The sequence below is a fragment of the Tessaracoccus luoxuelianae genome, from assembly GCF_054483915.1.
The window spans coordinates 967,614-979,770 of record NZ_CM137013.1 but is presented as its reverse complement, the minus strand read 5'-3'; the positions used below and the strand labels follow the sequence as shown (position 1 = coordinate 979,770).

Here is a 12,157-nt window from a genome sequence, read left to right as displayed (position 1 = left end):
TCAGCTGAGCAGCCCGTCGACGACCCACTCGCACTGCCGTCGGACCTCATCCTCGGGCGCCGGGTCGTACAGCAGCTGGCTTGACATCCCCTGCATGAACGCCAGCACCCCCCACGCGACGGCGTCCGCGTCCACCGAGCCCGGCACCTCGCCCTCGGCCCGGGCCCGGTTCACCAGCCCCGCGATCGCGACCCGCAGCTCCCGGTCCGACGACGCCACCGCGTCGGCGATGGCGGGGTCGAAGGCGGCCCGCTCGGCGAACGCGGCACCCTGCAACTCGGCGGCACGACGGGGCCCGTCGAGGGGCAGAACCGCGACCATGAGGTCCACCAGCCAGCCGCTCAGCGTCGGCCTCCCGGGCTCGGACAGGACAGGGGCGGACGCCGTCGCCCGCAGCCGCGCGAACATCGCGCGCAGCATCTCGTCCTTGGTAGGGAACGCCTTCTGCACCGCCCCCACCGACATCCCCGCCTCCGCCGCGACCGTCCGGAAGCTCACCGCCGCCATGCCCTCGCGCACCAGCATCCGCAGGGCGGCGTCGGCGAACTCGGTCTGTCGCGGAGTCAGCTGCACCGGGTCAGCCTGCCACCGCGACACGCGGCCCGTCCACAGGGAGCGCCCGCCACAGCCAGGCAGCGTAGGCGGTCAGAATCACGACGATCACCGTCAGCCCCACCAACCCGCGGTCGGTGAAGTCGTCGACGACGGTGAACGCCACCGCGTCGTAGACCACGTGCCACACGATTCCGACCCACAGGCTGCCCGTCAGTGCGACGACCTCGGCCAGCACGAAGCCCACCAGGCAGGCGAACGCGAACTGCGCCAGCAGGTGGGGCAGCGGTTGACCGGTAAAGACGTTGGTCAGATGCAGGGCACCGAAGATCGCCGAAGAGGCCACGATGGAGCGGCGCGCACCGAGCTGGCGAAGGGCGGTCAGAAGCAGGCCGCGGAACCAGATCTCCTCGTTGAAGCCGACGGCGACCGCCAGCAGGGTTGAGGCGGCGAGTGTCGCGGGGACCAGCCGGATCTCCGAGGTGGCTATCACGATCACCACCACGGCAATCAGCGGGAGAGCCCAGAAGACCCGGTTCACGCCCTCGGGCCGACGGAAGCCGTAGTCAGCCATCGGCGGACGGGACCGCCACATCACCAGCAACCCCAGAATGGCGGAGAGCCAGACGAACGCGGCCGGGATGAGTAGCGCCGTCGCGCCGTGCAGCCCCCGCGCGTCGACGACCCCCATGCCGACGGCGGTCAGCAGCACCCCACCCAGCCCGACGGCGGCAGCGATCCGCCACGGGTGGCGGGTGTCCCAGCTGGCTAGCGGACGGGCCGGCGCGGCGGGATCGGTTCTGGGTGCGAGATGGATGGACACGGGACCTCCTGGAATACGAATGTATTCATAATACGCCCGTATTCCGTTGTGTCAAGCCCGAGGCCGAGTCCCCGGCCCCCGGGGGGGTCGAGCACATCTCCTTCGAAGTCGCGGACCACCGCGTCGCTACTTGGCGGACCGGGCGGCCAACGTCCCGACGCGCGAGGATGAACGCATGGACGCCCTGCATGCCACCGCCACCCCGCGCACCTGGCGGCGGGTGGCGCTGGCCATGCTGGCCGCGGGCTGGGGCGCCAACCAGTTCGCGCCGATGCTGCTTGTCTACCGGGACGAGCGAGGGCTGTCCGAGCAACTGGTGACGGGCATGTTCGCCGCGTACGTCGGGGGCCTCGTGCCCGCCCTGCTCGCCGCTGCGTGGATGTCGCAGCACCAGGGCAAGCGCCTGATGGTGCGGATCTCCTCGGTGCTGATGCTGCTGGGCAGCGCCCTGTTGCTGCTCGGCGCCGACTCCCCCGGGCTGCTGTTCGCCGGGCGCATCGCGTCCGGGATCGGGGTCGGGTTCGTCATGGCGCCCGGCACGGCGTGGGTGAAGGAGCTGTCCGCCGGGCTGCCGCTGGGGACGGGCGCCCGCCGTTCCACGGTGGCGTTGACGGCCGGCTTCGCGATCGGACCCATGGTCGCCGGCCTCCTCGCGCAGTGGTTCCCGGCACCGCTCCAGCTCGCCTACGCGGTGCACCTGATCGTGCAGGCCGTCGCCGCGGCCATCGTCTGGAACGCGCCCGAGCTCGACACGTCCGGCCAGCCCACCCCGACGGTCGCGGCCGCCGCGCGGCACTTGATGCACGGCTGGTTCTGGAAGCTGATCGTGCCCTCCGCGCCCTGGGTGTTCGGGGCCGCGACGGTCGCCTTCGCCGTGACCCCAGCCCTAGTGGGCCCTGTCCCTGGCCTGCCCCGCGTGGCCGCCGCGGGCCTGACCGCAGGACTCACCCTCGGCACCAGCGTGATGGTGCAGCCGTCGGTCCGACGCTACGCCCACCATGACCCTGGCCGGACGCCACCGCTGGGCATGGCCGTGCTGACCCTCGGCATGATGGTCGCGACCGCCGCCGCGTTGTTCCCCCACCCCCTGTGGCTGGTTCCCGCCGCGGTGGTGTTGGGGGCGGCGCACGGCCTCCTCATGGTCGGCAGCATCACGATCGTCGAGCACCACACGCCGCCGCACCTGATGGCCCCGACGACCGCCGTGGTCTACAGCCTCACCTACATCGGATTTCTCGCGCCCTACGCAGTCAGCACCGCGTCGCTGTTGATCCCCGCGTGGACGTTCCTCGCCGCGGGCGTCGGCGTCGCGGTCCTGACGACGGCCTGGCTCTGGTTCGAGCGCAGGGACGCCTGAAGCCCCCCGGGGGATCCCACACGGATGGGCCCAGTCCACACTCGGACGCATGACAACCGGAGGTTCGATGTCTTCGTTCCGGAACCTCCGGCGCGGCGAGTCAGGCTTCAGCGAGTGCACCCTCCGCAGCAAGCTCTGTGGTGCCCGGACCCAGCGGAGACGGGTCCCTAGTGGTGGCAGCCACGCTGAAGGCAGGGTGGGGTGGGTGTCAGTCCTGGCACGTTTCCGCGCTTCGCGCCCGATCACCCAAGCCGCGACACCAACTCCGCCACCAGTGCGCCCACCCGAAGATCCTCCCCCGCGACATCCGGGCTGAACCCCAACCGCACCACCACCAGGCCAGCCGACGGCACCACGTACATCCGCTGCCCGTCGTGTCCCGTCGCCCAGTAGGCATCAGCCGGGAGCGAACCATCGACGAGCGACCCGTCGGGCAGCTGATTGACCCACCATCCGGCCGCGTACCCCACCTCCTCGCTCTCGGCGACCTCCGTCACCGTCGTGGACGCCGCCATCCACCCCTCCGGCAGCAGCCGGCCCCCCTCCCACACACCGTCCTGCAGCGCGAACTGCCCCATGCTCGCCCAGTCGCGGGGGGTCGCCCAGAGGTAGGAGCTGCACACCGGCGTGCCTGTCGCGTCGGCCTCCCACACCGCCGACGACAACCCCAGCGGCACCAGCAGCCCCCGTCGTGGCAGGTCGGCGTCGACCCCGGCCCGCTCGGTCAGCACCGAGCACAGCAGGTTCGTGCCGCCACTCGAATACTGCTGGTAGTCGCCCGGGGTGTGGGCCAGCGGCAGCCCCGCGACATAGTCCGCCATGTCCTCTTCCAGGTACAGCATCCGGGTGATGGGTGTGCCGAGATCGTAGGTCTCGTCCCACTGCAGTCCGCTCGTCCCGCGCATCAGGTCGTCGACGGTGATGTCGCGGCGGGCGTCGGTCCACTCCGGTCGCAGCGCGTCGTCGTCGACGGCGACCCTGTCGTTGGCCACCATCACCCCGGTCAGCAGGTTGGCCACGCTCTTGGCCATCGACCAGCCGAGCTGCGGGGTCTGCGCGGTGAAGCCGTCGGCGTAGCGCTCGGCCACGAGTTGCCCGTCGTGGAGGACGACGACGGCGCGGGTGCCCAGGTCGTCGCGGGCGGCGGCGTCGAGGTCGTCACCGAACGCCAGGCCGACGGCGGCGTCGAGCTCCGCGGAGGGGGCGGGCGCGGGCGCCGAGGTGAGCGGGTTGGGGCTGGCGGGTGTGGGGTCGCCGAGGTCTGGGGCGCGGTCGGCGAGGGTGCAGCCGAAGCCGGCGGAGTACCAGGCTCGCTGCCCGACGATCGCTCCCAGGACGGAGGTGCGGGCGCCGTCGTCGGTGGTGCTGGTGCGCAGGTAGGGCACGAGTGCGTTGGGCGGGAGGTCGTCGCCGGCGGGTCGTTCCGCGATCCGTGTGAGCGCGCACGCATTGTGGGCGGCGTAGCCGGTGCCGGTGAGGAGGAGCGGGCGCGCGTACCAGTAGCCGGCGGCGCCGGCGATGACCGCGAGTGCGACGAAGGCCAGCAGGATCCGGATCACCCAACGCATGCCCCGAACCTACCAATCCGCACGATGTGGTGGCGCAAGGTGGCCCACCTCCGCAGGCTGAGGCGGGCGAAGCGGCCGCCCTGACAGCCAGCCGAGCGGCCACGAAGTCACCTGGATTCCTCAGAAATCACACCGGCCATGCTGCGTTCTTGACGATGGCGAGGAGCGCCGCTGTTCACGCCTCAGCCCGCGGTGTCCTCAGCGGCGGGCGGGGCGGCGTCCCCCGTCGCGTCGAAGGGGTCCGACCCCTCGTCGGCCATCCACTCGTAGCGCACCGTCTCACTGCCCGAGCGCCATAGCGACGGGGTCGACGTGTGCAGCCAGTCGAGCGGCTCCACTCCCCCGGGCGCCCCGCCGTCGAGCGCCAGCCGCAGCGCCGCCGACAGGTCGGCTTCCACCGCATCAGTCCTTGTCACAGGGTCCACCGACACGAACAGCGCCGTCCCAGACCGTGCGATCAGGTCCAGGAACTGGCGGTTCTTCCCCCAGTCCGTCCCGGGCGTGCTGGGCACGCAGTCCGCGTCGACCGTGAAGAACCGCCCGTGCTGGGCCGCCCGAAACGCCAGGGTGTTGACCCCCACGCGCCGGGTCCGCTCCCACACGAGGCCGGAGGTGTCGTCGCCGGTGCGCTGCGCCTCGACGAGGCCGGCCGCCAGGTGCCCGACCACGTTGCAGCCCAGCACCACCCCGCCGTCGCCTCCTGCCTCCCGGATCGCCCGGTAGAAGTCCACCAGCACCTCGGCGGTCGTCCGCGTCCGGTCGTGCACGTGCACGCCGTCGGCGATGGGGCGCGGGCCCATCGTCGGGCCCCACTGGCCGAGTGCCTCGAAGGTGGAGAAGTCGTGCTTGATCAGCTCGAAGCCCCAGGCGCGGATGCGTCGCACGTCATCGGCGACGCGCTCGAGGGTCGCGGGGTGGCTGGGGTCCAGCGCCCAGCCGCCCTCCCACGGACGCAGCCCGCCGGCCTCGGGCTGCCAGCGGTGCTGCAGCGGCCGGAACCAGATCCCGGGCCGCACGCCCTCTGCCGCGATCCTCGCCGCCACCTCCGCCATGTCCGGGAACTCGATCGCGCGGCCCACGTCCCACGGGCCGCCGGAGGCCGGCAGTCCGTCGGCGGTGCCGTCGAGGCTCCACCCGTCGTCGACGACGCCGAAGGGTCGGACGGGATGGTCGCCGACGAGCTCGGCGACGGTCCTCGCGTCGCGCACCACCGCGTCGGCGTCGAACCCGCGACCGTAGGCGTAGTACCAGTTGTTGGCGCCGACGAGGGGTCCGGAAGGGCGAGGGTCGCGGCAGAGTGCCGAGGCCAGCTCGCCCTGGGTCGCGAAGGCGGGCCCACCGTCGACGAAGCGGACGACGGCGGCGGTCAGCTCGCGGTCCCCGAGCTCGACGGGGTCCGAGCCGGCGCGGAGGTCGAGCCAGAGCGACACCCCGGCGTCGTCCACCGTCCAGAACGCGAACGATCCCGCGCGGACGTCGACGCCCGCGCCCCAGGTGGTGGCGGCCGACGGTGAGTGGATCAGCACCATCCACGGGTGGACGGCCTCGGCGCGGAGCGGCTGCCAGCAGGTGTCGCCGTAGGTGCGTTCCCACTCGTCCCCGAGGACCAGCGCGTCGGATGGCACCGGGCGGCGCCAGCGGAGATGGACCCGGCTCAGCACCACGCCGGTCGCGACGGAGACGTTGACGGCAAGTCCCCCGCCGTCAGGACGCAGGTCGACGAGGGCGGCGGCCTCGGACGGGCTGCGCCAAGCACCCCGGGGCCCCCGCTGGACCCGGATCAGGTCGGGCGTCGGGACGCTCAGAGTTGCCATGACTTCTCCTGTGGGGTGGGGTGGTTTGAGCAAATGGCAGGGGTCGCGGAGTCCCCCACGCGTGACCTGAGCGTGGGCCTCACCGCGACCCCTGCCATTTGCTCAACTCGGACCAGACGAAGGGGCCGGGCGGTCACCCGCCCGGCCCCTCGTCAATCAGTAGATCAGCCGTTGAACAGGGCGTTGACCTGCTCGTTTGCCGCATCCAGGGAGTCGGCGTCGGCCGCACCGGTGAACACCGCGTCGACCGCCGGCTGCATGATGCCGGTGATCTGCGAGGCGTAGTCGGTGATCGGGAACAGGAAGGTGGTGCCCTCGTTCACGTGCACCAGGAACGGCTCCACGTCGATCCCACGATCCGCGAAGGCAGCCTGCGCCTTCTCGGTGGCCGACGGGATGGCCGGGAAGACGACGCCGGCCTCGCCGACGATGTCCTGGCAGGCAGCGGAGCCGAGGTACTCGACCCACTTGACGGCCGCGGCCTTGTTGTCCGAGCCGGCCCACACGGAGTCAGCCAGGCCGTTGTACATGGAGGCGCGCTCACCGGAGGGGCCGGTGGGGGTGGGGGCCAGGCCGGTCTCGATGCCGGTGTAGCCGAACATCTGGTTGATCATCCACGAGCCGTTGGTGATCATGGCGTACTTGCCGGCGCCGAAGATGTCGCCGGAGCTCTGACCGGTGACGGCCTCGACGGTGGGCATGTAGCCCTTCTCGGCCAGCGAGGCCATCCAGGAGATGGTGTCCTTGAACTCGGCGGCGTCGTAGTTGTACTTGGTGCCCCAGGGGTTCTTGTCGGTCATGGTCCAGTCCGTGGTGCCGGTGTACATGCTCCACTGCGTCTGGCCGTTGCCGCCGCCCGAGCCTCCGTCGAGGCCGAGGCCGTACACCGCGACCCTGTCCTTGTCGAAGCCGGGCTCGTCGCCGCGAACACCGTTGGTGTCGATGGTGAGGTGGGCGATCATCTCCTCGTAGGTGCCGCCGTCCTCAGGGTTCCATTCGAGGGTGGCCAACTCGGCCTCGTCGACGCCGGCGTCGGCGATGAGGGCCTTGTTGTAGAAGATGGCCACGGTGTCGAAGTCCTTCGGCAGGCCGTAGCGCTCGCCGTCCTGGCCCACCCAGAGGTCCGCGAGGCCCTCCTGGTAGCCGTCGACATCCACGCCGTCGGCCTCGAGGGTGGCAGTCAGGGACTGCAGCTGGCCCTGGGTGACGAACTCCGGGTACCGCGACAGGTGGTTGGTGAACACGTCCGGGGCGGTGCCGGCCACGAAGCCGTTGGTGATGCCGGACCAGTAATCGTCCCAGGCGTACTGGGTGATGGTGACGGTGACGCCGGACTCAGCGGCGAAGTCGGCGGCGCACTGCTCGTAGGCGGGCTTCTGGTTGTTGTCCCAGAGCCAGTAATCGATCTCGCCGGAGGCTGCGCTGGTGTCGATGGCCTCGCCGCCGCCGGTGGTGGCGGTGGGCTCGGTGTCGCCGCCACAAGCGGTCAGCGACAGGGACAGGGCGGTGACTGCCGCGAGGGCGGTGCCGGCCTTGCGGAGGGTGAACTTCGGCATTGCTGTTCCTTTCGGGAAGGGGTGGGGAGAGAGGGCGGACGGAGGGAGGGTGACTACCGCGGGCTACTTGCTGCCCGAGTAGCCGATCGAATCGATGATCTTGCGGGCGAACATGAAGAACAGGATGAGGACGGGGACCGCTGCCACGAGGGTGGCGGCCATGAGGCCGGCCCAGTCCGGCGAGCCGGCGGGGGTCTGAGACCTGAACACGCCGAGCGCGACGGTGAGCACCTTGGTGCCCTCTGAGTTGCCCACCAGAAGCGGCCAGAAGTAGTCGTTCCAGGTGGTGATGAAGGTGAGGATCCCCAGGGTGGTGATGGGCGCGGTGCTCATCGGCAGGATGATCTTGAAGAACGTGCGCCAGGGCCCTGCCCCGTCGAGCGAGGCAGACTCCTCGATCTCCCGGTTGATGCCCAGGAAGAACTGGCGCAGGAAGAAGATGGCGAACGGAGTCATGAGGAACGTCGGCAGGATCATGCCCGGGAAGGTGTTGAGCAGGCCGAGGTTCTTGATCAGCAGGAAGTTGGGGAGGCTGGTGAAGATCGGCGGCACCAGCAGTGCGCCGAGGAAGATGCCGAACACGAGGTTGCGTCCGGGCCAGCGGAGGCGAGCGAAGGCGTAGGCGGCCATCGCGGAGAAGAACACCTGGCCGAGCGTCACCGCACCGGCGTAGATGACCGAGTTGCGCAGGTAGAGCCAGAAGTTCACCGACGCGCCGGAGCCGCCCTCGGCGATGGCCTCCTCTTGGGTGGCGAGCCCGAGCACGCGCTCGAAGGCGCCGAACGTGAAGTCGACGGGTAGCAGGGACGACGGGTCCGACGACAGCGACCGGCTGGTCGACAGTGCGGTGCGCAGCATCCAGTAGAACGGGAAGAGCGAGAGGATCAGGAAGGCGATCATCACCGCCCAGGCGAGGATCCGCCCAGCGCTCATCTTGTTGCGTTTCCTCACCGGTGCGTCGGTGGTGGTGTCAGCGTGATTGGCCATGATGGGACTCCTTTACGCCAGGTCCGACTCGCCGGCACGCAACATCCGCAGTTGGATGGCAGCCAGGACGGCGAGGATGATGAAGAGGATGACGGCCAGGGCGCTGCCGTAGCCGAACTGACCTTCACCGAAGGCCTTCTGGTAGATGTAGTACTGCATCACGCGGGTGACGTTGACGGGTCCGCCGCGAGTGGTCACTGCCACGGTGTCGAACACCTGGAACGAGCCGGTGACCGTGATGACCAGGATCATCGCGAGCACGGGGCGAAGCAGCGGCAGCGTCATCTTCCAGAACGACGTCCACTCGGAGGCGCCGTCGATGGAGGCGGCCTCGTAGATGTACTTCGGGATGGTCTGCAGGCCGGCGAACACCAGCAGAGCGGTGTAGCCCATGTGTCGCCACACGTTGACGAAGGCGATGGTGGGGATGGCCCACGCCTCGTCGGCGAAGAAGGCGATCCGGGAGGCGCCCATCCACTCGATGATCTGGTTGAACAGGCCGATCTGGTAGTCCAGCAGCCAGAACCACAGCATGGCGGCGATGACGTTGGAGATCAGCCACGGCAGCAGGAGGGCGCCGCGCAGCGCGATGGACTTGGTCAGCCGCTGCATCATCACGGCCAGCATGATCGCGATGATGGTCTGGAAGCCGATGTTGAGCAGCACGTAGCCGGTGGTCACCCACATGGCGTTCCAGAACAGCGGATCAACCGCGATCTTCTCGAAGTTCTCGGTGCCGATCCAGGTGGGGGTGCCCAGGATGTTGTACTGCGTGAAGCTGAAGTAGACACCGCGGATGGCCGGCACGAGGTAGAAAACCACGAAGCCGACGGCGGCGGGGGCGATGAACATCAGCGCAGTGCGGAGGTCGCTCTTGCGCTTACGGTTCGTGTCGAGGCTGTGCTCGAGTGTTCGTGTACTCACCACGTTCCCCTCTTTGGGACTGCCCCGGCATCTCTGACGGGGGGTGTGCGGGTTCGCATGATGAAATCTACACGCGTCACATCGGTAGAGCAAGACCCTGTTACAGAATCGTTATCTCCCAGAATTGACGCTTGCGTTCGTCTACAGGGTGGTGCAACCATGTTATCTACATGCGTAGATGATCGACGGACAATGCAGTTCAAGCCACGCCGGTCACTCCCCACAGAACCCGCTCAGATCCAGGAGGATCCCCACCATGAGCCACCGCGTCCACGCGTTCGTCACCCTGTCCGCAGAGGGGGTCGGCGTCGTCGTCGACCTCACCGACGGCAGGCTCCCCGCGCTCCTGCACTGGGGCCCGGAGCTCGGCAGCCTCACCCTCGACGACGCGACCGCGCTGGCGCTCACCGCCGTCATGCCGGTGGCGCCCAGCATGGTCGACGACCCCACCCGCCTCTCGATCCTCCCCGAGCACTGGGCCGGCTGGATGGGTCGCCCCGGGCTCAGCGGGTCACGCGCAGACGGCGCCGCGTGGTCGCCGAAGTTCGTCACCCACACCCTTCTGATCGACGGCGTGGAGACCGACGCCGCGGCCGAGCAGGCCACCCTCGTGGAGCTCGGGCACGGCAGCATGACCGTTCTCGCCGCCGACGACGTGGCCGGCCTCGAGCTGGCCCTCACCCTCGAGCTCACCCCCGGCGGCGTGCTGCGCAGCCAGGCTCGGCTCACCAACACAGGCGACGACGGCTACCGCGTCGACGACCTGATCCTCGCCTACCCCGTCCCCACCGTCGCCTCGGAGCTGCAGGACCAGGCGGGCCGCTGGGCCAAGGAGCGGGTGCCGCAGCGCCGCGCCTTCACCGTCGGCGCGCACGTCCGCGAGGGCCGCAAGGGCCGCACCGGCGCAGATGCCGCCACCGTCCTCCACGCGGGCGTCCCCGGGTTCGGCTTCGCCGAGGGTGAGGTGTGGGGCGTCCACGTGGGCTGGTCCGGCAACCACACCCACATCGCCGAGCGCGGCTTCACCGGCGAGCAGTTCATCGGCGGCGGCGAGCTCCTGCTTCCCGGCGAGGTCACCCTCGCGCCCGGCGCCGCCTACGAATCTCCCTGGCTGTACGGCTCCTACGGCGTCGGCCTCGACGAGGTGGCGCGACGCTTCCACCGCTACCTGAGGTCGCGGCCGCAGCACCCGTCGTCGACGCGCCCGGTCACCATCAACGTGTGGGAAGCGGTCTACTTCGACCATTCCCTGCAGCCGCTCCTGGAGCTCGCGGAGAAGGCGGCCGCCGTCGGCGTGGAGCGCTACGTGCTCGACGACGGCTGGTTCGGCGGCCGCCGCGACGACCACGCCGGCCTCGGCGACTGGGTGGTCTCCACCGACATGTGGCCGGAAGGTCTCCACCCGCTGGTCAACCGCGTCAAGGAGCTCGGCATGCAGTTCGGGCTCTGGTTCGAGCCCGAGATGGTCAACGAGGACTCCGACGTGGCCCGCGCGCATCCCGAGTGGATCATGGCCACCGGCTCCCGGATGCCGGTCGAGACCCGCTTCCAGCAGGTGATCAACCTCGGCATCCCCGAGTGCTACGCCTACATCCGCGACCAGATGCTCGCCATCCTGGGCGAATACGACATCAGCTACATCAAGTGGGACCACAACCGCGACCTCATCGACGCCGGCACCCACCCCCTCGGACAGGCGGGCGTGCACGCCCAGACCCAGGCCGTCTACCGGCTGATCGACGAGCTCAAAGCCGCCCACCCGGGACTGGAGATCGAGTCCTGCTCCTCCGGCGGCGCCCGCGTAGACCTCGGCATCCTGCAGCGCACGGACCGCGTGTGGGTCTCGGACTGCATCGACCCACTGGAGCGCCAGCAGATGATGCGCTGGACCCAGCAGCTGCTGCCGCCGGAGATGCTGGGCTCGCACATCGCCTCAGGCACCTCGCACACCACCGGCCGCACGCACGAGCTCAACTTCCGGGCCGCCACCGCGATCTTCGGACACCTGGGGATCGAGTGGGACCTGCGCCAGGCGTCGGAGTCCGCGCTGGAGGAGCTGACCGAATGGGTGGCCTTCCACAAGGAGCACCGCTCGCTGCTGCACGGCGGCGACCTGGTGCGGCTGGACTTCCCCGACGAGTCGCTGACCGCGACGGGCGTCGTCGCGCCGGATCGTTCCCGGGCCATCTACTCCTACGCGGCGGTCTCCACCCACGTCACCAGCCTCCGGGGGCGGCTGCGGATGCCGGGGCTGGATCCGAAGCGCCGCTACCGGGTGTCGCCGGCGCTGGTGGGCCGGGTTCCGTCGGGGCTGCGCCCGCCGTCGTGGTGGGGCGTGAAGCGCGACATGACCACGGAGACCGTGGACCTCACCCACGGCCGCCCGCCGAAGTTGGTGCCCGTGGCCGACGAGGCCGGCGTGGTGCTGCCTGGCAGCGTGCTGTCCTCGGCCGGGTTGATGGAGGCCTCCGTCCATCCGGATCACGCGCTCATCTACCTGGTGGAGGCCGTCGACTGACCCGTTTCCCGGCGGGGCCGGCGGCCAATACCCTGTGATCACACCGATCCGAAGGAGT

At 69.9% G+C, this 12,157-nt stretch carries 9 protein-coding genes; 2 read left to right on the top strand and 7 right to left on the bottom strand.

Annotation, left to right across the window (positions count from 1 at the left end; all coding sequences use genetic code 11):
• Together ACX1D1_RS04115 and ACX1D1_RS04110 are read right to left on the bottom strand one after the other, a co-directional pair.
• On the bottom strand, window positions 1-573 hold the full coding sequence (locus ACX1D1_RS04115; protein ID WP_182800363.1) for a TetR/AcrR family transcriptional regulator: 573 nt from the start codon (window positions 571-573) through the stop codon (window positions 1-3).
• 4 nt (window positions 574-577) lie between these two features.
• On the bottom strand, window positions 578-1,375 hold the full coding sequence (locus ACX1D1_RS04110) for a CPBP family intramembrane glutamic endopeptidase (protein WP_459056046.1): 798 nt from the start codon (window positions 1,373-1,375) through the stop codon (window positions 578-580).
• 175 nt (window positions 1,376-1,550) lie between these two features.
• Between ACX1D1_RS04110 and ACX1D1_RS04105 the strand changes: the two genes are divergently transcribed.
• Complete coding sequence (locus ACX1D1_RS04105; RefSeq protein ID WP_459056045.1) at window positions 1,551-2,732, top strand: MFS transporter; 1,182 nt, start codon at window positions 1,551-1,553, stop codon at window positions 2,730-2,732.
• Window positions 2,733-2,974: 242 nt separating this feature from the next.
• On the opposite strand, the gene ACX1D1_RS04100 is transcribed toward ACX1D1_RS04105, so the two are convergent.
• From ACX1D1_RS04100 to ACX1D1_RS04080, 5 genes are all read right to left on the bottom strand, one after another.
• Window positions 2,975-4,300 carry a serine hydrolase domain-containing protein gene (locus tag ACX1D1_RS04100; RefSeq protein WP_459056044.1) on the bottom strand — a complete coding sequence of 442 codons (1,326 nt, stop codon included), beginning with the start codon at window positions 4,298-4,300 and terminating at the stop codon, window positions 2,975-2,977.
• A gap of 182 nt (window positions 4,301-4,482) precedes the next feature.
• On the bottom strand, window positions 4,483-6,114 hold the full coding sequence (locus ACX1D1_RS04095) for an alpha-amylase family protein (RefSeq protein ID WP_459056043.1): 1,632 nt from the start codon (window positions 6,112-6,114) through the stop codon (window positions 4,483-4,485).
• Window positions 6,115-6,278: 164 nt separating this feature from the next.
• Window positions 6,279-7,670 (bottom strand): ABC transporter substrate-binding protein, encoded by a 1,392-nt coding sequence (locus ACX1D1_RS04090; protein WP_459056042.1) that lies wholly within the window; start codon window positions 7,668-7,670, stop codon window positions 6,279-6,281.
• Between the two features lie 63 nt (window positions 7,671-7,733).
• The gene (locus ACX1D1_RS04085) at window positions 7,734-8,657 is read right to left on the bottom strand and encodes a carbohydrate ABC transporter permease (protein WP_182783305.1); all 924 of its coding nucleotides are present in this window, start codon (window positions 8,655-8,657) and stop codon (window positions 7,734-7,736) included.
• 12 nt (window positions 8,658-8,669) lie between these two features.
• Window positions 8,670-9,581, bottom strand: coding sequence for a carbohydrate ABC transporter permease (locus tag ACX1D1_RS04080; RefSeq protein WP_459056041.1), 912 nt, complete (start codon window positions 9,579-9,581; stop codon window positions 8,670-8,672).
• A 256-nt stretch (window positions 9,582-9,837) separates the two neighbouring features.
• On the opposite strand from ACX1D1_RS04080, the gene ACX1D1_RS04075 reads away from it, so the two are divergent.
• Window positions 9,838-12,099: an alpha-galactosidase gene (locus ACX1D1_RS04075; RefSeq protein ID WP_459056040.1), complete on the top strand. Its 2,262-nt coding sequence runs from the start codon at window positions 9,838-9,840 to the stop codon at window positions 12,097-12,099.
• Window positions 12,100-12,157 lie beyond the last annotated feature (58 nt).